This window comes from Streptomyces sp. NPDC001848 (assembly GCF_042891915.1).
In the GTDB taxonomy this organism is placed as follows: domain Bacteria; phylum Actinomycetota; class Actinomycetes; order Streptomycetales; family Streptomycetaceae; genus Streptomyces.
On the sequence record NZ_JBIATP010000003.1, the window covers coordinates 52,340 to 71,788 of the forward strand.

A 19,449-nucleotide genomic window follows, 5' to 3' on the forward strand; every position below is an offset into this window, starting at 1 on the left:
GATGGGCAGGATCCGAGTAGGCAGACCGCAGGTCAAACCCACTACGCCCCGGCACGTCACCGGGCTGCACCAGGGGAACAAGGGCCCCTACCACCGGCAGCCCGGACACCACAGGGACGGGACCGCCGACGCGCGGCGCTCGACCGGGGTCCACTGGAAGAAGCACGACGCGATCATGAAGATGATGCCGAGCCTCTCCCCCGGGTGAGGCGCCGGCCAGGGCGCCCCGAGGCCGCGCCCGCTGGGGCGCGGCCCGACAGACGACGAGCGAGGAGTACGGAAGATGACGGCCAGACGAGTGCTGATGGCGGAGGCGCTGATCGTGGGCGGCCTGGCGCTGTCCCTGCTGGTGAGGGAGATGCCCGGAATCATGCGCGAGGTCAGGATCTGGCGGATGGTTGCGTTCCGGCACGGCTCAAGGCACCCCCGCTGAGCATCGGCGTACGGTGTGTCACCTGGCCGGAAAGCACCGTACGCCCGTAATGTCGCTTCCTGTTCACGCGTCCGGCGCGACACAACAGGAGCACCATGACCACGCGGCAGTTCTTCGGGACGGTGTTCGCGCTCGAGTCCGCTCTCGCCGCGTTCGTGTTCGCCGTCGTCGTGGCGCTGGTGTGCCTGGCCCTGGTGTGGCGCCGGGCGGGGGCCCGGCGCAGCCCGTCGCGCCGACTGGAGCACACCCGTCCCGAAGTCCTCTACGTCGCCGTGCTGACCGCCGTGGCGGCCTTCCTGGTGGCCTACACGGCCCGGCAGAACCACGACGAGCACAAAGCGGCGGCACAGGCCGATCCGGTCGAGATCAAGGTCTCGTCGTTCCAGTGGTGCTGGCGGTTCGACTATCCGCAGGCCGCGAAGCCGCTCGCGGTGAGCGCCGACTGCCGCGGCGGAAAACAGCCGACGCTCGTGGTGCCGACCGGACGGCCGATCCGGTTCACGATGACCTCCCGGGACGTCATCCACTCCCTGTGGGTGCCCCAACTCCGGTACAAGCGCGACATCTTCCCGCACCATGTCAACACCTTCACCCTCACCGTGGACCGTGAGGGCCGCTGGATCGGGCGGTGCGGGGAGTTCTGCGGGGACCGCCACCACACGATGGACTTCTGGTTCAAGGCCGTGTCACCCGCCGCGTACGACACATGGCTGGCCCAGCACGCGGGGGCGGCCGCGGGCGGTACGCCGGCATGACGACGGCTCCTGCGCGGAGCCGGTCGCGCAAGGTTCCGGCCGGCAACTGGCTCGGCTGGGCCACCAGCACCGACCACAAGCGGATCGGCCTGCTGACCATCGCCACCTCGCTGGTGCTGCTGCTGGTGATGGGCGCCTTCGCCCTGGTCATGCGCGCCCAGCTCGCCCAGCCGGAGCTGGACCTGGTGGCCCCGCACACCTACAACCAGCTGTTCACCCTGCACGGCTCGGGGATGATCTACCTCGTCATCACTCCCTTCGCCCTCGGGATCGGCGTCTACCTGGTTCCGCTGCAGATCGGTGCCCCGGCCATCGCCGCGCCCCGCACCACGCTGCTCGGCCACTGGCTCTACGCGTGCGGCGCCGCTCTGGTCCTGGTCAGCCTCGCCACCGCCAACGGCAGCGCCAGCTCCGGCTGGTTCTCGTATCCGCCGCTGGCCGACAGCGACTACTCCCCCGGCGTCGGCCCCGACCTGTGGATCGCCGGCGTACTGATCTCCACCACCGGCATGATCCTCATGGGCTGGACCGTGCTCTGGACGGCGCTGCGCAAGCGGACCCAGGGGATGACCATGCTGCGGATGCCCGTCTTCACCTGGTCCATGGTGGCCAGCTGTCTGATGGTCATCGGGTCCTTCCCCTCGCTCCTCGCGGCGCTGATCCTGCTCGCCGCGGGCCGCGCCGACCCGTCCGTCTTCCACGCGAACGCCTGGAACATCGGCTACCAGCACCTGTTCTGGTTCTACGGCCACCCGGTCGTGTACGTCATGTTCTTCCCGTATCTCGGGGCGGTCGCCGAGGTGCTGGCCGTCTTCTCCGGACGGGCCTTCTTCGGCTACAAGGGCACGGTCCTGTCCCTGCTGGTGTTCGCCGCGCTGTCGATGAGTGTGTGGGCCCACCACATGTTCGCGACCGGGCAGGTCGCGAACGACTACTACTCCCTGACGTCGATCAGCCTGCTGGTCCCGGCGGGCGTGGAGTACTTCAGCATGATCGGCACGGTGCTCGGCGGCCGGCTGGTCTTCCGCGCCCCGATGCTCTTCGCCCTGGCCTTCCTGCCGCAGTTCCTGATCGGGGGCCTGACCGGGATCATGGTCGGCACCCCGGTCCTCGACTACCACTTCACGGACAGCTACTTCGTGGTGGCCCATCTGCACTACGTGCTGTTCGCCGGCAGCGCCTTCGGGCTGTTCGCGGCCGTCTACTTCTGGTTCCCGAAGGCCACCGGCGTGGAACTGGGCGAGCGCCTGGGCCGTCTGCACTTCGTGCTGCTGGTGATCGGCACCAACCTCACCTTCCTGCCGATGTTCGCCCTCGGCTACGAAGGAATGCCGCGCCGGGTCGCCGGCTACGCCCCCTTCGACGGATTCAGCCTGCTCAACCTGCTCGCCAGCTGCGGGGCCGCCGTGCTCGCGGCGGGCATGGTCGTGTTCGTCGTCAATGTGCTGTGGACGCTGCGCAAGCGCTCACTGGGCCGCCATGTGCCCGCTCCGCCCGACCCCTGGGGCGCGAACACCCTGGAGTGGGCCACTTCCTCGCCTCCGCCGGCGACGAACTTCACGCCCGAGCACCCGGTGCCGCCGGTGCACGGCCACGCCCCACTGCTGACGCTGCGGGAGGAGCGGGCGCAGTCGGCCGGCCCGGCCGCGCTGTCCGGGAGCCGCCCGTGAAACGGCATGCGGCGGCGCTGCTGGTGGCGGCGTGGGGGCTGCTCAACGGCGTGCTGCTCGCGGTCCTCGCCGTCTACGGGGAGGCGAGCCTCGTCTACTGGCTGTGGGGCTCGGCTGTGGCGCTGCTCGAAGTGGCCGCACTGCTCGTGCTCGGGTCCTCGGAGGCCGGGCCGGAGCAGCACACCCGCTACCGGCTGCACCGCGGCGGCGCGGCGGCGGTCCTGCCCGCGGCGGCGGGGATCACCGTGGGCGTGCTGTCCTCCGTCTACGGTCTGTGGCTGCTGGTCGTGGCCGTCCCGCTGCTCGGGGTGGCCGCCGCCCTCGCCGTACGGGGCACCTCCACCCCGGGCGAGGGATGAGCCGTGACCGGGCACGCGATGGTCGGCCCCGGGTGGGACATGGCCGTGACCGGGCTGGCGGTGTCCGCGCTGGTTCCGGGTGTCATCCGGGCGACCCGGCGGCACCCGGTGTGGCGGCGCCTGTCTCTGCCCGCGGCGGTCGCGCTGCCGTTCTTCCTCCTGCTGCACGCCGCGGTGACGCTCGCGCGCACCGGGGCCGCCCGGCCGCCGGGCCCCATGGCCTGGTGGGAGGCGGCCGTGGTGGCGGCGGCGGTGTGGTTCTGGCTGCCGGTCGTGGGCACCCGGCACCGGCTGTCGGACCCAGGAAGGTGCCTGTACCTCTACCTGTCCATGCCGTTGCTCGACCTGCCCGCCGTCGGGCTGATCGCCGCGGGTGAGGACGCGGCGGGGCTCGCCATGGTGGTGTCCATGCTGCCGGTCGGTCTCGCGGCGCTGACGGTGACCTGGCGGTGGATCCACGCGGAGGAGGCTCGGGAGGTGCGACGCGCCGGCTGACCCCGCGGCCCCTCAGCCGCTGTGCGCCTTCTCGGCCTCCTCCGGGTCGGCGGTCACGGCCCGTACCGCCCGCGTCTGCCAGTCCGCGGCGGGCAGTTCGACACGGTCGCCGAAGTACCAGGCGCTGAGCCGGTTGCGCACCCGGTGCCGACGGAAGAGCCGCCACACCTCCGTGCCCTCCGCCCGGGGACGAGGGGTGTCACGCACCAGGATCCGGTACGCCTCCTCGGCCGGGACCGCGGTCCGGCCTTCGCGGTAGCCGCCCACCGCCGTCCGCCGCACGTCCCCGGTGCCCCCTCCCTCCCGCAGCCTGCGTCGGTCCGCAGCCTGCAGCCCCAGGCACAGACGCCGCGTCGCCCAGTAGGCGAACAGGGGGCCGACGAAGAACAGGGTGCGGAAGGTGTACGTCAGGTACTCGACCGGAACGTGGAAGACATACGCCAGCACGTCCTGGCCCCCGGCCATCAGCAGCACCCCGTAGACGGTCACCCCGACCACACCGAGCGCCGTACGGGTGGGCTGGTTGCGGGGCCGGTCGCACAGGTGGTGCTCGCGGGACGGTCCTGTGAGCCAGCGTTCGAACAGCGGATAGCCGTAGAGGACCCCGAACAGCACGGCGGGCAGCGCCACCCCGGGCAGGAACACGTCCCAGGCGATGGTGTGGCCGGCGAAGTTCGTCTCCCAGGCGGGCATCAGGCGCAGGGCGCCCTCCAGATAGCCGACGTACCAGTCGGGCTGCGAGTCCAGCGACACGTGGTCCGCGCGGTAGGGACCGAAGTCCCAGATGGGGTTGATCTGGAACAGGGCCGCCATCAGGGTGAGGACACCGGCGAGGGCGAAGAACAGGCCCGTCGACTTGGCGGCGTACTGGGGGAACATCGGCTTGCCGACCGCGTTGCGGTTGGTGCGGCCCGGCTCGGCCCACTGGGTGTGCTTGAGCTTCACCACGAGCCCGAGGTGCACCCGGACCAGGAGCAGCAGCAGACCCGGGACCAGCAGGACGTGGGCGATGTACAGCCGGGAGACGATGGCGTGCCCCGGGTACTGGCCGTCGAAGATGAAGAAGCTCAGATAGGTGCCGACGACGGGGATCGACAGCACGATCCCCTGCGAGGTGCGCAGCCCCGTGCCGGAGAGCAGGTCGTCCGGGAGCGAGTAGCCGCAGAACCCTTCGAGCAGGGCCAGCAGGAACAGCGTCACCCCGATCATCCAGTTGGCCTCGCGGGGGCGGCGGAAGGCGCCGGTGAAGAAGATCCGCAGCAGATGGCAGCCGACGGCGGCCACGAAGACATCCGCTCCCCAGTGGTGGATCTGCCGGACGAGCAGTCCGCCCCGGACGTCGAAGCTGATGTACAGCGTCGAGATGTACGCCTGGGAGGCCCGGGTACCCCGCAGCGGGGCGTAGGAGCCGGTGTACGAGGTCTCGGTCATGTCCGGGTGGAAGAAGAGGGTGAGGTAGACACCCGTCACCACCAGGATGAGCAGGCTGTACAGGGCGATCTCGCCCAGCAGGAACGACCAGTGGTCGGGGAAGGCCTTGCGCAGGTACTCCTGTGCCAGCGTCCGCAGCGGCATGCGCCGGTCGAGCACGGACACCAGGCGCTCCCCGCGGTGCTCCGCCCCACTGGGCCGCTCATCCTCTGACGCCCGCACGCGCTCGTCCTCCCGGGGCAGCCGTCCGCTTCGATCGACACAGCCGTGTCCTGTCGAGACGCGGGCGAAACGCCCGCTGCGCCGTACAGGTGCCCGCGTCCGGCATCCGCCGGCGGCCGGGCTCTCCCGAGGGACCTGCGCCAATGGGTGGAAAAAGCGGTCCGCCGGGACCCATTCCCGCCGGTGGCGGTCGGGGACGGCCGGGCTCGGGGGCAGGTCTCGTCACAGCACATGTGCGGGAGGACTCATGGCCCTGGTTTCGGAAGTCGTACGGGAGCGCCTGCGCGCCTGGGGCGTCGTCCGGGTGTACGGCTATCCGGGGCAGGGGGCCGACCCGTTGCTGGAGGCCTTCCGCCGGGCGGGCCGGGAACCGGAGTTCGTCCAGGCACGGCACGGCGAGGCCGCCTCCTTCATGGCCTGCGGGCACGCGCGGTTCACGGACACCGTCGGCTGCTGCCTCGCCCCGTCCGGGCCGGGGGCCGTACAGGTCCTCAACGGCCTGTACGACGCCCAGCTGGACCGGCAGCCGGTGGTGGCCCTGCTCGGCGACGCGCCGCGGACCGGTGCGCGGGCCCGCCGGCCGCAGGCGGTGCACCTGGACCGGCTGTGCGCGGACGTGTCGGAGTCCTGCGAGGTCGTCACCTCCCCGGAACAGGCGGGGGCCGCGCTGGACCGGGCCTTTCGGGCGGCGTCGGACCGGCGCGGTGTGGCCGTGGTGGTCCTGCCGGCCGACGTCCTGGAACAGCAGGCCCCGTCAGCGGCCGGGGCGGCGGTTCCGGCGGACGTCGTCGCACTCGGTCGGAGCCGGCCGCACCTGATGCCCGAGGAGGGGGAGTTGCGTCGTGCGGCCGGCATCCTCGACGAGGGCCGGAAGGTGGCCATGGTCATCGGGCGGGGCACGGCGCACGCGGGGGTGGAGGTCGAGCGGGTGGCCGAGCTGCTCGGCGCCGGGGTGGCGAAGGCACTCCTGGCGCTGGACGTTCTCCCCGACGACCTGGGGTACGTGACCGGTCCGGCGGGCCGCGTCGCCACCCCGGCCAGCGAGAGGCTGGTGCGTGCCTGTGACACCCTGCTGCTGGTCGGGGCGGGCCCCCGCGAGGCCTGGCTGCCGCCCGGCCGGTGGGAGGTGCGCAGCGTCGAGATCAACCCGGAGGCGGGCGTGACCGTTGCGTGCCGACCGGGGGACGTGCGTCTGGTCGGCGATCCGAAGCAGACGCTGGAGGCGCTGCTGCCGCTGCTGCGCCACAAGAAGAACCGCGCCTGGCGCCGGAGCGTGGAGAAGAGCGTGCGGAGCTGGCACAAGAACCGGCGCGCCGAGGCGCGGCAGCACTTCGGACACCTCATCAACCCGGCCGCCGTCGCCGCCGAGCTCTCCGACCGGCTCCCCGACCGGGCGCTGCTCACGGCCGACGCGGGCGCCGGCACCGTGTGGTGGGCGCGCCATCTGCAACTGCGCGCGGGCATGCGCACCGCCCTCTCGGGGCACCACGCGGCCATGGGAACCGCCGTCCCGTACGCCCTGGCGGCCCGCTTCGCGCACCCGGACCTGCCGGTCATCGCCTTCGTGGGTGACGGCGCCTTCCAGATGAGCGGGATGGCCGAGATGATCACCGTCAAGGACCAGCTCGACCGCCTGTCCGGCGGCCCCCCGCTGGTCTTCTGCGTGCTCAACAACCGCGATCTCAACCTGGCCACCTGGGACCGGCGGGCGACCACCGGCAACCCTCGGCTGAGCGGCACCTCCTCGGTCCCGGACGTGCCCTACGCCGCCTACGCCCGCCTGCTCGGTCTGGAGGGCGTCCACTGCTACCGCCCGAGGGACATCGGCGCCGCCTGGGACGCCGCCCTCGCCGCGCGGCGGCCCGTGGTCGTGGAGTTCGTCGTGGACGCGGAGACCGAGCCGCCGCGGCCCGCCGGCCCGGCGGAAGAGGGCGCACGCCGGCGGATCCGTGCGCTCCTGCGGGGACGACGGTCGTGAGCGAGCGGTTCCGGTGTGGGTGATGCCGCCCCTGTGTCGCCACGCCCCGGCGGTGTCCCGTCCGTTCCACCGTCCGTCGTCACGAGGGGTGTTTCGGCGGCCGGACCCAGCCCAGGGACCGTTCGACGGCCCGCTGCCAGTTCTCGTACTCCCACTCCCGACGCTCAGGGTCCATGCCGGGCAGCCACTGGGCGGCCCGGTGCCAGTTGCTGCGCAGCACCTCCAGATCGGGCCAGTAGCCGGAGGCCAGTCCGGCGGCGTAGGCGGCGCCGAGGGAGACCGTCTCGGCGACCATGGGCCGTACGACGGGGACGTCGAGCACATCGGCCAGGAACTGCATGAGCAGGTTGTCGGAGGTCATGCCGCCGTCCACCTTCAGCTGCTTCAGGGCGAGCCCGGAGTCCGCGTTCATCGCGTCGACGACCTCCCGCGTCTGCCAGCCGGTGGCCTCCAGGACGGCACGGGCCAGGTGCCCCTTGGTGATGTAGGAGGTGAGGCCGACGATGACGCCGCGTGCGTCGCTGCGCCAGTGGGGGGCGAACAGGCCGGAGAACGCGGGGACGATGTAGCAGCCGCCGTTGTCCTCGACGGTACGGGCCAGGGTCTCGATCTCGGGTGCGCTGTTGATCAGGCCCAGACGGTCACGGAACCACTGGACCAGGGAACCGGTGACGGCGATCGGGCCCTCCAGGGCGTAGACCGTGGGATGGGGGGCGATCCGGTACGCGACGGTGGTGAGCAGCCCGTGCCGGGACCGCACGAGGTCGGTACCGGTGTTCATCAGCAGGAAGCTGCCGGTGCCGTAGGTGCACTTCGCCTCGCCGGGTGAGAAGCAGGTCTGTCCGAACAGGGCCGCCTGCTGGTCGCCGAGGGCGGCCGTGATGCGGACGCCCGGGAGCACCGAGCGGGCCTCGGCGTAGATCTCGGCGGAGGACCGGATCTCCGGCAGCATCGGGCGGGGCACCCCGAAGAACTCCATCAGCTCCTGGTCCCAGGTCAGCGTCCGGATGTTGATCAGCATGGTGCGGCTGGCGTTGGTGACGTCGGTGATGTGCAGACCGCCGTCGGTGCCGCCGGTGAGGTTCCAGATCAGCCAGCTCTCGATGGTGCCGAACAGCACCTCGCCGGCCTCGGCCCGCTGCTCCAGGCCCTCGACGTTGTCGAACAGCCAGCGGATCCGGGGTGCGGAGAAGTAGGTCGAGGGAGGAAGGCCGCAGCGGTCGAGGAAGAACTCGTCCCCCGGCCGGTCCATGAGGTCATCGACCATCGGGCCGGTACGGGTGTCCTGCCAGACGATCGCCCGGCCCAGCGGGGCCCCGGTGCGCGGATCCCACAGCACGGTCGTCTCGCGCTGGTTGGCGATCCCGATGGCGGCGACCTGTTCGGGGTCGATGCCGGCGTTGGACAGCGCCTCGGGCACCACGCGCTGCAGGTTGCGCCAGATCTCCACGGCGTCGTGCTCGACCCAGCCGGGCCGGGGGAAGTACTGCTGGTGCTCCCGCTGGGCGACCGACACCAGCCGCCCGCGGTGGTCGAACAGGATGCACCGCGTGGAGGTGGTGCCCTGGTCGATGGACACCACATACCGTTCAACCATGATCGGGCCTGCCTTCCCATGCGTCGCCGGGGTGCCCGGACCTACCAGCGGGCCGCGCCCAGGTCTCTCGAGATCGCCCGCGCCGCCTCCCGGAGCAAGGTGATCAGGGCCGGCAGCGGCCGGCCTTTGGTGTCGCAGATCCGCTCGACGGGGCCGGACAGGCCGATCGCGCCGACCACCAGGCCGCCGTGCCCCCGGATCGGCGCGGCGATCCCGCCCTCGCCCACGCTCATCTCCTGCACCTCGGCGCCCCAGCCGAGCTCCCGGATCTCGCCGAGCGCCCGGGTGAGGTCCTCCGGGAGGACCAGGGTGTGCCGGGTGTACGCCTCCAGTTCGGTCTCCAGCAGGGGTTCGACGGGTGCGGCCCCGAAGGCCAGCAGGACCTTGCCGAGCGAGGAGGCGTGCAGCGGCAGCAGCGCGCCCACGTCCAGGGTCTGGAGGGTGTCGTCCGGGCGGAAGACGTGGTGGACCACGAGCACCTTGCCCTCCAGGGGCGTGCCCAGGCGGACCGCCTCCCCGCTGCGGGCGGCCAGGGCGTCGGCCCAGTTGATGGCACGCGACCGTAGCTCGTTCACGTCGAGGTAGCTGGTGCCCAGGTGCAGCAGGGCCGCCCCCAACTGGTACTTTCCCGTCGCCGCGTCCTGCTCCACGAAGTCGACGTGCTGCAGGGTGCGCAGGATGCCGTGGGCGGTGCCCTTGGCCAGGCCCAGCGCGGACGCCACCTCGCCGAGTCCGAGCCGACGGGGACCGGCGGCGAGCAGGCGCAAGATCGCCGCCGCCCTCTCGATGGACTGGACCGGGCCTGCCATGAAGCGATCATAGTCCTGATTCATCCGGATTAAGGACTTGTGTTCGGTAATGCCGACCGCAGTTCATTGACCCCCGGCATTTCCGTCCTTAGCGTTCCATCACGCCCGGCTCCCGGCCGGTGGCGCTGCCCGAGGAGGAGGCCCCATGATCACAGCGCAGCTCGGCGCCGCGCCGCGCGTGGACGTGGAACACGTCTTTCCGCTGCCGCACGCGCCCAGGGCCGTCTCGACGGTGCGCCGACGCGTACAGGCGGTCCTCGCCCGCTGGAACCTGCCGAAGGACGCCGCCGACGACGTGCTCCTGGTGACCTCGGAGCTGCTCACCAACGCTCTGGTGCACGCCCTGCCCCCGGCCACCCTCAGACTGTCATGGGTCCTGGTGGACGGACGCGGTGCCGTACGGGTGGACGTCACCGACATGGGACCCGCGCGTACGTCCTGCGAAGTCGACCCCGACGAGCACGGCCGGGGCATCGACATCGTCACCACTTTGTCAGCCCGGTGCGGTGTGGACACGCGCCCGGGCGGTACCAGTCGCTGGGCGGACGTGCTCGTCGGGTGAGGGTGGCCGGTCACGGCCGGGGAAAGGTCTTCAGGGCCTGGGCGAGCCCCGCGGCGTCGGTGCCGACCTTGCGGTACACGGAGGAGAGCAACTGCCTCACACCCTGCTCGGTCAGACGCAGCTCCTTGGCCACGACCGACGCCGGGTGGCCCTGGGCGGTCAGTCCGGCGGCGGTGCGTTCCTGAGCGGTGAGGGTGTCCGACTGGGCGTAGCGCAGGGGCAGCGACGGCAGGCCCGCCGCGGACAGCTCCGCCCTGGCCCGGGTGGCGACGCCCTCCGCGCCACAGTGGACGGCGACCTCCAGCCCCCGGTAGAGCCGGTCGGCGGCCTCCTGCACCCTGCCGCCCCCCAGCAGTGCGGCGCCGTGTCCGACCAGGGCCCGGGCCAGCTCGTACGACGCCGGTGAGCGCTCCAGCTGGGCCACGGCCTCCGCGTGTGTGTCGAGCGCGCCGGCGCCGCCGGTCACCTCGGCCTCCAGGTGCAGGGCCTGGCCGATCACGGATGCCGCGCCGAAGTCCCGGGCCCGCTTGACAGCCTGCCCGGCGAGGCGGACGGCGCGCTCCGGGGACCGGGTGGCGAGGGCGGACGCCAGGTGGAGCTGCCAGGGGCACCAGGCCGGGTTGCGCCAGGCCCGTGACTCCAGCCACTCCCCTGCAGCGCACAGCAGCTTCTCCGCCTCGTCGTCGCGTCCCTCGGCCAGGAGCAGTTCGGCGTGGACCGTACGCGGGTCGGGGTAGACGACGGCGCGCGGGACGATCTCACCGTAGCGGTGTGCGTCGGCGACGTGGCGTGCCTCGGCGGTGCGCCCCCGGGCCAGCAGGATCTGGATGAGGATGCCGATCGCGAACCACTGCGCGGGAACCGCCTCCCGCACCCGTTCGGCGATGTGCAGCCCCTCCCGTACCAGGTCCTCCGCCTCGGCGAGGCAGCCGCGGCGGTGGCGGATGTAACCGAGGAGGGTCTGGCCGAGCGCCAGGTGGGAGCCGCGCCAGCCCTTGGCCTCGCACTCCGCGATGCCCCGGGTGAACAGCTCTTCCGCGCGTCGCGGCTGGTCGCAGTACATGAACGTGAGGGCGACCGAGACGGGGACCTCGAAGCCGCGGTTCTCCTCGGTCCAGCTCAGTCCGCCGCGCAGGGCCTTCTCCGCGTACTCCAGGACCGTGCTGCGCGGCTCGCCGTGCAGGAGGGCGTCCCAGGCCCTCAGCCCGAGGATGCAGCGCTCCTCCAGGTTCCGGCCGGGCAGCCGCGCGGCCAGCCGGGCCAGTCGGCGCGAGCGGGCCCGCGGGTCGGGTTCGTCGGTGCGGCAGGCGCTCCACTGGAAGTGGTCGGCCTGCATCCTCAGACGCGTGCGCGAGTGCGTGGCGCGGCGCGCCTCCTCGGCGGCCACGGCCGCGGCCTCCGCCACCCGGTCGGTGTGCGCGAGCGCCTGCGTCAGCCGGTAGACGATGCGGGCGCGCAGCTCGTCGTCGACCACCGGCTCGGCCAGCGCCGCCCGCAGATGGCCGACGGTCGCCGCCGGGTCGATCAGGAACGTGGCACCGGCGAGTTCGTGGAGCAGGGCGGCACGGTCCTCCTCGGCGGGCGGCTCGCGCAGCGCCCGGGTCAGGACGCGCCGGGCGGCTTCGGGGGCGCCGGCGCGCAGGTACTCACGGGCGGCCTCGCGCAGGCAGTCGACCGCGTCGGTGTTGCCCTCGCAGGGAACCTCCAGCAGATGCCGGGCGGCCGCGACGGCACCGAGCCCGGCCGTGCGGACGGCCTCCGCGGCCGCGTTGTGCAGTCCGACCCGCACGCCGGGCGGGATGGCCCGGTAGACGGTGGTGGCGATCAGCGGGTGAACGAACTCCAGGGTGCCGTCGGGGCCCTCGCCCTCGGCCAGGATCCGGGCGGAGCGCAACGTCCCGACCTCCTCGGCGGCCTGCTCGGCGCCGATCACCGCGATGGCGGCGGCGAGTTCCCGTGAGATGGAACTGCCGAGCACGGCGGCGGCCCAGGCGAAGCGGACGGTGGGTGCGCCGAGTTGCCGCAGGCGTGCCAGCAGTCCGGGGCCCTTGACCACGGAGGCGAGGTCCCGCATCACGGGAAGTTCCTCGCGGGTGCCCTTCATCCGGCGTCGGCCGAGTCGGATCGCAAGTTCGACGGTCTCGAACGGGCTGCCGCCGGTGATCTGCCGGCATTCGTCGCAGAACGTGTCCTCTGCTCCCTCCCCCAGTTCGTCCCGCAGGATCCGTGCCACGCCTTCGGCGGTGAGCGGCGCCAGGGTGTAGGGGCGGTCGCCGTGGCGTTCGGCGAGGGAGCCGAAGTTCGTTGCGCCCGGGGGAAGTTCGTCCGGCCGGTAGCCGACGACGATCAGCAGTGGCAGGTCCTCGGCGCGTGGCGCGAAGGACGCGAGCCAGCTCAGGGACTCGTCGTCGGCCCAGTGCATGTCGTCCAGGAGCAGCACGACGGGCGCCTTCAGCACCGTCAGGCGGGTCATGACCCAGTCCAGGCCGTCACGGACCACGGTCGGATCCGGCACCGGTACGGCACACTCCGCCTCGAGGCCGAGGGCGGCGGCGACGATGTCGTACCAACTGCCCAGCAGCTCCCGGCGGTCCGTGCCGTCCATCGTCGCGAGGACGGGCTGCAGGAGTTGCCGGACCACACGGAACGCCAGACCCTGTTCGTTCTCGCCGCCCTTGCCGGAGAGCACGGTGCACCCGTGGGCCACGGCGCGGGCGCGGGCCCGAGCGAGGAGGGTGGTCTTGCCCATGCCGGCCGATCCGGTGAAGGCGAGCAGTCCGCCCCGCCGAGCGGGCGCGACGCCGTCGGCCGCGTCGCACAGGTCCGCCAACGCGGAGTCGATCGCCTCCAGTTCACGGTTTCGCTCGAGCAACGTCCGGTTCCCGACGATCGGTTGCCGTGGTCCGTGCGCCATGTACCCCGTCGCTTCCTGCGGTCAGCTGTCGGAAGACAGCGCTGAGCGTACGCCCTGGTGGGCGCGGGCAGGAGGCTTTCGGGCGGTACGGCGTATGGAAAGAATGAATCATCAACGGCGGCGGTTTGCTCGTCCGCACCTCGGGTAACGCCGCCGAACCGGGCTCCTTGCGGGAGCCCGGCGGGGAGTGCGCGTCACCGGCCGACGGGGACGGCCGCGGTGTCCGCGTAGCGCGGCACGTCGCGGGACCAGTGGTAGCAGCCGCGGATCCAGCCGGCCATGCCGTCCACATAGCCGAGGCCGGCGGGGCTCGACCGCGGCCGGATCTCCTCGGAGAGCCGCTCGAACTCCCTGACGGTGTCGTTGATCCTCCTGATGGCGAGCCGGACGGCCTGTGGCAGGGTGCAGTGGTGCTCCCTGCGGTAGGCCAGGACCAGGTTGATCACGCCGCCCTCCCGTTGCTCCTTCACGGCGGAGAACAGGTCGGGTATCCACACCGCGGCGTCGGCCGACAGTCTCCGCAGCCGGCGCATGGCCGGCTGCCAGAGCTCCTCGGGGGACAGTTCGTCGGGCTGCGCCGCCTCGCACAGCGGGTAGAAGGGTTCGACGCCCGCGGTGAGGGCCCGTATCGAGTCGCACAGACCGATCCGTATGCGGGAAGGGTCCGTCTGGGCCACCGCCTCGTACAGCAGGCCGTGCACGTACTCGCGGCCGTGCCAGGCCCAGCGCGCGGCCTGGTCGGGGGTGCAGCGCTCTTCGACCTGCCGGTACAGGTCGGCCAGGGCGGCCCCGAGCGGAGTGGTCGGCGGCCGGCCGTCGCGCAGGATGCCGATGCTCTCGCAGAGCATCGGCATCAGCCTGCTCGGCCGGTGCCGGCCGATCTCTTCCGCCCGGTCGTCGAAGACGAACTGGTAGGCGATCTGGTTCGCCACGATCCGCAGGATGCCGGCGTCCATGGTGGGGCCGTTGTAGGAGGCCAGTTCCGCGGGACGGGTGCGGGCGATCATCGCGGCGACCGTGGGGTCGTCGGTCAGCCCCCAGTTGCGTAACCATTCCTCGACGCCGGCCGCGGCCTCGGATTCGTGCGGATTGCGCAGTGGGGGAAAGGGCATGTAGAGCTCGGACTCGATCAGTTCCTTGAGGTTTCCGGCCGGATTCCCGGTGTGCGGTCCGGCCGCCAGGCCTTCATGCTCCGCGGGCACCTTTGTCACCTTCCCTTCGGCGGTTCCACGGCGAGGATGCCGCCGTTCCGTTTGCGGGGAATTCCTGGGGGGATCGGGCGGTGGTGCCGGGCGGAATGCGGGCGACCTCTGTCCGGGGCACAAAAGGCAATGGCTGGGAGGAGAGCCGCCCGGAGGACAGGGGCTCGGAGGATGGTGGCTCGGAGGATGGTGGTTGGGATGCGCGTGGCCCGGAGAACAGAGGCTCGGAGGATGGTGGCTCCGAGGGCGCGCCGTCCTTGTCCGGGGTGGCGGGCGCTTGCGTCGGTGGTTTCCCGGGCGGCATCTGTGACCGGGGTTCGCAGATCATCTCCAGTGCCCTCGGCCCGAGGGTGGCGGCCGGGCGCGGCTGCTCGACATGCCCGGGCAGCGGCCGCAGACGCCAGCGGCGGGCGACCGTCGCCACGGCCAGGGTGGCCTCCGCCATGGCGAAGGTGTCCCCGACGCATTTTCGGCTGCCGGCGGCGAAGGGCAGCAGGGCGCCGTTCCGGGCGGCCGCGGGCCGCCCGGAGAGCCAGCGCTCGGGCAGGAACCGGTCGGGGTCGGGGAACGACGCGGGATCGTGGTGCAGGACGTACGGGCTGTACAGGACGGTCACCCCCTTGGGGAGCCGGATGCCCGCGAGGTCGGTCTCCTTGGTGGTGGTGCGGGTGAAGAGCCAGCCGGGCGGATACACCCGCAACGTCTCCGTCACCACGCCGCGGGTGTACACCAGGCGCGCCAGCTCCTCGGGGCCGGGCGGCCGCCCCTCGGTGAGCACCTCGTCGACCTCCGCGTGCAGTCGGCGCTCGACCTCCGGATGGGCGGGCAGCAGGGCGAACAGCGAGCCCAGGCACATCGCGGTGCTCTCCACGCCGGTGAGCAGGAGCGTGATCAGCTGGTCGTGGATCTCCCGTCCGGTGACCGCCGCCGCTCCCCCTTGACCTCGCTCGGCCTCGAGCAGGCGGCCCAGCAGGTCGTCACGGGGACGGCCGCGCCGCCGTTCGTCGATGACGGTGTCGACGATCGCGTGCAGGCGGTCGAAGGCGCGGCGGTAGCGGTGGTTGGCGGGCGTGGGGAGCCGGAACAGGGGGGCGAGCGGCACGACGGTACGGACGAACAGGCCCCGGACGAGGGCCGCGAGGCAGTCCCGCAGCTCGGCGACGGTCTCCGCGTCCATTGCGTCGGAGAGCAGGAAGCGGCTGGTCACCCGAGTGGTCAGGGCCAGCATCGCCCCGCTCACGTCCGCCGTCCCGCCGGGCCGCCACACACCGAGGACGGACTCTGCCTCCTCGCCCATCACCCGCGCGTAGTCGGTGATGCGAGCGGGGTGGAAGGCGGGCTGGATCAGCTTGCGCTGCCGCCGGTGGTCGTCGTGGGCGCAGGTGACCAGGCCGTTGCCCATCAGTGGCCGCAGCCTGTCGTACTGCGGACCACCCTTGTCGAAGGTGCGGGCGTCCATGAGGACCTGGTGCACCAGCTCGGGATGGCACACCAGCCAGGCGCGCTGGGGACCGAGGCGTATCTCCACCAGATCCCCGTACTTGGAAACGGAATTCAGAAAGGCCAGTGGGTGACGGAACAGGGTGATACCGTGACCGACGAATGGGAATATGCCTGGCGCAGTACCCACCGTCCATACTCGCTGGGCCTCGGGCAGGGAACCGCTCATCGAATACCACCTTCCGCGGTCGGCACAGCAAATCGGTGAACGTTCCTCGGACGTGGAGCATGAGTCCTGTCCCGACCAGTCCAACCCGCGGCACGCTTCCCACGTGCTTTTCTCGGGGGGCGCACAGGAGCACGAAGGCGCATGCGACCGGCCACTGTCGATGCCCGCTACACCGACCGGAAATTCCGCCTTCTCCGGATTCGCCGCCGGCTTACCTCGGCAGGGCGCCGTTCGGGGCTGGGCGAGAGACCATGAGAAGTGACCCGGGAAAGCCCCGCCGCCGGGCGCCGGGTGACATCGCTCAGGTGGGAGGAGGCGGTGGGTGGTGATCACGCGAGTGCGGATGCCGCACCGGCATCTCACACCACCGGCCAAGTCCGGGCCGCCTCGTGACGCGCCGAGGCCGCCCGGGAACCAGCGGCCCACGCCGGGGGGCCGGCAGTGGTGGATCGTTCCGCTGCTGTGGGTGGCCTTCCTGGTGGTCATCATGCTGGTGCGCGCCCCGTCGGGGGCCCCGCCGGCCCATCTGACGTACACCGACTTCACCACCAAGGTCGGTGCCGGGCAGGTCAAGACGGTCGACATCAACGACAAGGGGGCGGTCAGCGGCAGTCTGAAGAACGGCACCAGGTTCACCACCCAGTTGCCCACCGCCCTGGGGACCGGGTCGCTGCAGCAGCAGCTCCAGGCGAAGCACGTGCAGATCACCGCCTCGCAGAGCAGGAGCGGCGGCAACCCCTTCCTGTCGTTCCTCGTCGCCTTCCTCCCGCTGCTGCTCCTGGTCGGCGTCTTCTGGTGGTTCGGGCGCCGTGCCGCGCGCTCGGTGACCGGCGGGCTCAGCGCCATCGGCCGGTCCCGGGCGAAGATCATCGAGGCGGAGCGGCCCACCACCCGGTTCGACGACGTGGCCGGATACGACGGGGTCAAGCAGGAGATCAGCGAGGTCGTCGACTTCCTGCGCAACCCCATGCGCTACGCGGCGGCCGGCGCCAAGGGACCCCGCGGCGTGATCATGGTGGGGCCGCCCGGCACCGGGAAGACGCTCTTCGCGCGTGCCGTCGCCGGTGAGGCCGACGTGCCGTTCCTGTCGGTGACCGGGTCCGCGTTCGTGGAGATGTTCGTCGGTGTGGGCGCCTCCCGGGTGCGGGACCTGTTCGACGAGGCCCGCAAGCGCGCACCGTCGATCATCTTCATCGACGAGCTGGACGCCGTGGGCGCGCGACGCTCGGGCAGTGGCCACATCGGCGGCAACGACGAGCGCGAGCAGACCCTCAACCAGCTGCTGGCCGAGATGGACGGCTTCGACCAGTCCACCGGCATCGTCGTGGTCGCGGCCACCAACCGGCCTGAGGCGCTGGACCCCGCTCTGCTGCGGCCGGGCCGGTTCGACCGGCAGGTCACCGTCCCCCTGCCCAACCAGGCCGAGCGCGCCGCGATCCTCAGGGTCCACGCCCGGGGCAAGATCCTGTCCCCCGACGTCGACCTCGACATCGTCGCCCGCGCCACCCCCGGTTTCTCCGGCGCCGACCTGGCGAACCTGGTCAACGAGGCCGCCATCAACGCCGTACGGGCCGACCGCGTGCTGATCGAGCCCCACGATCTGGACGCCGCCCGCGACCGGGTCCTGCTGGGCCGTCGCGAGGCCTCCAACGCCCTGCTGCCCGAGGAGCGCCACTCGGTCGCCGTGCACGAGTCGGGGCACGCCCTGGTCGCCGCGCTGTGCGAGCACGCCGACCCCGTCGCCAAGGTCACCGTCCTGCCGTCGGGTATGACGCTCGGGGTGACCGAACAACTCCCCGAGGCCGAACGCCATCTGTACAGCGAGGCCTATCTGACGGATCTGCTCGCGGTGCGCCTCGGTGGCCGGGCGGCCGAGCTGGTGGTCTTCGGCGCCGGCTCCAGCGGCGCCGCGAACGACCTGGCCGGGGCCACCCAGATCGCCACGCGCATGGTGCGGGACTTCGGTCTGTCCCCGGCGCTCGGCCCGGTCGGCTACGCCTCCGCCAACCCGCACTACCTGGGCGAGCCCGCGGAGGACTCGATCCGGCAGCCCTACTCGGAACAGACCCAGCGGATCATCGACCAGGAGGCCGCACGTCTGCTGCGGGAGGCCGAGGAGCGGGCGACGGGGCTGCTGCGGGAGCACCGCCGGGCCCTGGACCGGCTCGCCGACCTGCTCGTCACTCGGGAGACCATCGACGGCTCCGCCGTCCTGGACGTCCTGCGTCAGGAACGGCAGGAGCGGCAGGAGGCGGACGGTGACCTGCCGGACCGCAACCGGCCGGACCCAGCGGCCGAGGATCTGCGGGCGGTGACGCCTCCGGTCCGCGTTGCGCGGGAAGGTGGGGAAGCTCCTGTTCCAGGGTCAGTTCCGGGGCAGGACGATCGGGGCAGCGGCACCGGAGCCCCGACCCAAACAGGGTCCTAGCGGCTCATGCGTGCAGGTGCGGCACGGCGATGACGGGGCACCGGACGTGGTGCAGCACGCCCTGGCTCACCGAGCCGAGCAGCATGCCGGTGAAGCCGCCGTGCCCGCGGGTGCCCACCACCAGGCCGAGCGCGTGGGCGGAGGCCTCGGTCAGCACCTTCACAGGATGGCCGCCGACGAGCTCCTGATGCAGTTCCACGTCCGGGTACGCGGCGCCGTGGCCGGCCGCCACCGTCTCATGGAGCAGCCGCCGGCATTCCTGCCGGGCCGCGTGCTCGTCGAGCACCCCCAGCAGCCCCGGCTGCCACACGTACAGGGCGCGCACTGCGGCCCCGCGCAGTGCGGCCTCCTGGCGGGCGACGTCGACGGCGGCGGCGGAACGCGCGCTGCCGTCCACGCCGACGACGAGGTACGGGTCCTGTGCGGTGGCCTGCGGTTCGGGTACGACGACCACCGGGCAGCGGGCGTGTGCCATGACGTTCAGGGTCACCGAGACGGAGAAGACCTCCCTGACCCGGCTCAGATGCCACGACCCCAGGACGACGGCTGCCGCGTCATGGCCCTGCTCCCGCAGGACCCACGCCGGGTTGCCCTCGACCAGCAGACCGGTCACCTCGACCCCCGGCTGCCGGGCCTCCACGAACGACACCGCTGCCTTGAGCACCTGTTCCCCCGCCTCACGCAGCGCCTGGGTGCAGGCCTCCCAGGAGGACGGTGGCTCCCACCTCCTGATCCCCGCGGTGGGCAGCGTCTCGGCGTGCACCAGACGCAGGGGCGCCCGGCGCAGGGCGGCCTCGTCCGCGGCCCAGGCCAGCGCCCACCGCTTGGCGGGGTCGGCGTCGACACCGACCACGACCGGCCGGCGATCCTCCGCTCGGGCCATCGTCATCTCCGGCGACCAAGGGCTGACGGGTCCGGGCGCCCG

16 protein-coding genes are annotated in these 19,449 nt (G+C 72.1%); 9 read left to right on the plus strand and 7 right to left on the minus strand.

Annotated elements, in window-relative coordinates; translation table 11 throughout:
• The first annotated feature begins 1 nt into the window (after position 1).
• The 6 genes from ACFYZJ_RS06410 (at position 2) to ACFYZJ_RS06435 (ending at position 3,712) form a co-directional block, all read left to right on the plus strand.
• A complete protein-coding gene (locus ACFYZJ_RS06410) occupies positions 2-208 on the plus strand; it encodes a hypothetical protein (protein ID WP_388563495.1) in 207 nt (68 codons plus the stop codon).
• A gap of 75 nt (positions 209-283) precedes the next feature.
• Positions 284-433 (plus strand): hypothetical protein, encoded by a 150-nt coding sequence (locus ACFYZJ_RS06415; protein ID WP_388563497.1) that lies wholly within the window; start codon positions 284-286, stop codon positions 431-433.
• 95 nt (positions 434-528) lie between these two features.
• Entirely contained in the window at positions 529-1,188 is a 660-nt protein-coding gene (locus ACFYZJ_RS06420) for a cytochrome c oxidase subunit II (protein WP_388563499.1), read from the plus strand.
• Positions 1,185-2,858: a cbb3-type cytochrome c oxidase subunit I gene (locus ACFYZJ_RS06425; protein WP_388563501.1), complete on the plus strand. Its 1,674-nt coding sequence runs from the start codon at positions 1,185-1,187 to the stop codon at positions 2,856-2,858. The genes ACFYZJ_RS06420 and ACFYZJ_RS06425 overlap by 4 nt, the downstream gene beginning before the upstream one ends.
• Positions 2,855-3,217, plus strand: a complete 363-nt coding sequence (locus ACFYZJ_RS06430) for a hypothetical protein (protein ID WP_388563503.1) — start codon at positions 2,855-2,857, stop codon at positions 3,215-3,217. Before ACFYZJ_RS06425 ends, ACFYZJ_RS06430 begins: the two co-directional genes overlap by 4 nt.
• Positions 3,218-3,220: 3 nt before the next feature.
• Positions 3,221-3,712 carry a hypothetical protein gene (locus ACFYZJ_RS06435; RefSeq protein ID WP_388563504.1) on the plus strand — a complete coding sequence of 164 codons (492 nt, stop codon included), beginning with the start codon at positions 3,221-3,223 and terminating at the stop codon, positions 3,710-3,712.
• A 12-nt stretch (positions 3,713-3,724) separates the two neighbouring features.
• Here ACFYZJ_RS06435 and ACFYZJ_RS06440 read toward each other — a convergent pair whose 3' ends face one another.
• Complete coding sequence (locus ACFYZJ_RS06440) at positions 3,725-5,287, minus strand: cytochrome bc complex cytochrome b subunit (protein WP_388564511.1); 1,563 nt, start codon at positions 5,285-5,287, stop codon at positions 3,725-3,727.
• A 325-nt stretch (positions 5,288-5,612) separates the two neighbouring features.
• On the opposite strand from ACFYZJ_RS06440, the gene ACFYZJ_RS06445 reads away from it, so the two are divergent.
• Positions 5,613-7,343, plus strand: a complete 1,731-nt coding sequence (locus tag ACFYZJ_RS06445) for a thiamine pyrophosphate-dependent enzyme (RefSeq protein ID WP_388563506.1) — start codon at positions 5,613-5,615, stop codon at positions 7,341-7,343.
• A 79-nt stretch (positions 7,344-7,422) separates the two neighbouring features.
• Here ACFYZJ_RS06445 and glpK read toward each other — a convergent pair whose 3' ends face one another.
• The gene (glpK, locus tag ACFYZJ_RS06450; protein ID WP_388563508.1) at positions 7,423-8,940 is read right to left on the minus strand and encodes a glycerol kinase GlpK; all 1,518 of its coding nucleotides are present in this window, start codon (positions 8,938-8,940) and stop codon (positions 7,423-7,425) included.
• A gap of 41 nt (positions 8,941-8,981) precedes the next feature.
• Positions 8,982-9,749, minus strand: coding sequence for an IclR family transcriptional regulator (locus tag ACFYZJ_RS06455; protein ID WP_388563510.1), 768 nt, complete (start codon positions 9,747-9,749; stop codon positions 8,982-8,984).
• 145 nt (positions 9,750-9,894) lie between these two features.
• Between ACFYZJ_RS06455 and ACFYZJ_RS06460 the strand changes: the two genes are divergently transcribed.
• The gene (locus ACFYZJ_RS06460; RefSeq protein ID WP_388563512.1) at positions 9,895-10,311 is read left to right on the plus strand and encodes an ATP-binding protein; all 417 of its coding nucleotides are present in this window, start codon (positions 9,895-9,897) and stop codon (positions 10,309-10,311) included.
• A 10-nt stretch (positions 10,312-10,321) separates the two neighbouring features.
• Here the strand turns inward: ACFYZJ_RS06460 and ACFYZJ_RS06465 are convergent, their stop codons facing one another.
• From ACFYZJ_RS06465 to ACFYZJ_RS06475, 3 genes are all read right to left on the minus strand, one after another.
• Positions 10,322-13,225: an ATP-binding protein gene (locus tag ACFYZJ_RS06465; protein ID WP_388563514.1), complete on the minus strand. Its 2,904-nt coding sequence runs from the start codon at positions 13,223-13,225 to the stop codon at positions 10,322-10,324.
• A gap of 194 nt (positions 13,226-13,419) precedes the next feature.
• The gene (locus ACFYZJ_RS06470) at positions 13,420-14,427 is read right to left on the minus strand and encodes a (-)-alpha-amorphene synthase (protein ID WP_388563516.1); all 1,008 of its coding nucleotides are present in this window, start codon (positions 14,425-14,427) and stop codon (positions 13,420-13,422) included.
• Entirely contained in the window at positions 14,411-16,096 is a 1,686-nt protein-coding gene (locus ACFYZJ_RS06475; RefSeq protein WP_388563518.1) for a cytochrome P450, read from the minus strand. Before ACFYZJ_RS06475 ends, ACFYZJ_RS06470 begins: the two co-directional genes overlap by 17 nt.
• 322 nt (positions 16,097-16,418) lie before the next feature.
• Between ACFYZJ_RS06475 and ftsH the strand changes: the two genes are divergently transcribed.
• Positions 16,419-18,524 carry an ATP-dependent zinc metalloprotease FtsH gene (gene ftsH / locus ACFYZJ_RS06480; RefSeq protein WP_388563520.1) on the plus strand — a complete coding sequence of 702 codons (2,106 nt, stop codon included), beginning with the start codon at positions 16,419-16,421 and terminating at the stop codon, positions 18,522-18,524.
• A gap of 4 nt (positions 18,525-18,528) precedes the next feature.
• Here the strand turns inward: ftsH and ACFYZJ_RS06485 are convergent, their stop codons facing one another.
• Positions 18,529-19,407, minus strand: coding sequence for a universal stress protein (locus ACFYZJ_RS06485; RefSeq protein WP_388563522.1), 879 nt, complete (start codon positions 19,405-19,407; stop codon positions 18,529-18,531).
• Between the last annotated feature and the right edge of the window lie 42 nt (positions 19,408-19,449).

Excerpts from the sequence above, each read along its gene's own strand:
- ACFYZJ_RS06460 (WP_388563512.1), top strand. The coding sequence starts at position 9,895 with ATGATCACAGCGCAGCTCGGCGCCGCGCCGCGCGTGGACGTGGAACAC.
- ACFYZJ_RS06420 (WP_388563499.1), top strand. The coding sequence starts at position 529 with ATGACCACGCGGCAGTTCTTCGGGACGGTGTTCGCGCTCGAGTCCGCT.
- ACFYZJ_RS06425 (WP_388563501.1), top strand. The coding sequence starts at position 1,185 with ATGACGACGGCTCCTGCGCGGAGCCGGTCGCGCAAGGTTCCGGCCGGC.
- ACFYZJ_RS06465 (WP_388563514.1), bottom strand. The coding sequence starts at position 13,225 with ATGGCGCACGGACCACGGCAACCGATCGTCGGGAACCGGACGTTGCTC.
- glpK (WP_388563508.1), bottom strand. The coding sequence starts at position 8,940 with ATGGTTGAACGGTATGTGGTGTCCATCGACCAGGGCACCACCTCCACG.
- ACFYZJ_RS06455 (WP_388563510.1), bottom strand. The coding sequence starts at position 9,749 with ATGGCAGGCCCGGTCCAGTCCATCGAGAGGGCGGCGGCGATCTTGCGC.
- ACFYZJ_RS06410 (WP_388563495.1), top strand. The coding sequence starts at position 2 with ATGGGCAGGATCCGAGTAGGCAGACCGCAGGTCAAACCCACTACGCCC.
- ACFYZJ_RS06485 (WP_388563522.1), bottom strand. The coding sequence starts at position 19,407 with ATGGCCCGAGCGGAGGATCGCCGGCCGGTCGTGGTCGGTGTCGACGCC.
- ACFYZJ_RS06440 (WP_388564511.1), bottom strand. The coding sequence starts at position 5,287 with ATGCCGCTGCGGACGCTGGCACAGGAGTACCTGCGCAAGGCCTTCCCC.
- ACFYZJ_RS06475 (WP_388563518.1), bottom strand. The coding sequence starts at position 16,096 with ATGAGCGGTTCCCTGCCCGAGGCCCAGCGAGTATGGACGGTGGGTACT.
- ACFYZJ_RS06445 (WP_388563506.1), top strand. The coding sequence starts at position 5,613 with ATGGCCCTGGTTTCGGAAGTCGTACGGGAGCGCCTGCGCGCCTGGGGC.
- ACFYZJ_RS06415 (WP_388563497.1), top strand. The coding sequence starts at position 284 with ATGACGGCCAGACGAGTGCTGATGGCGGAGGCGCTGATCGTGGGCGGC.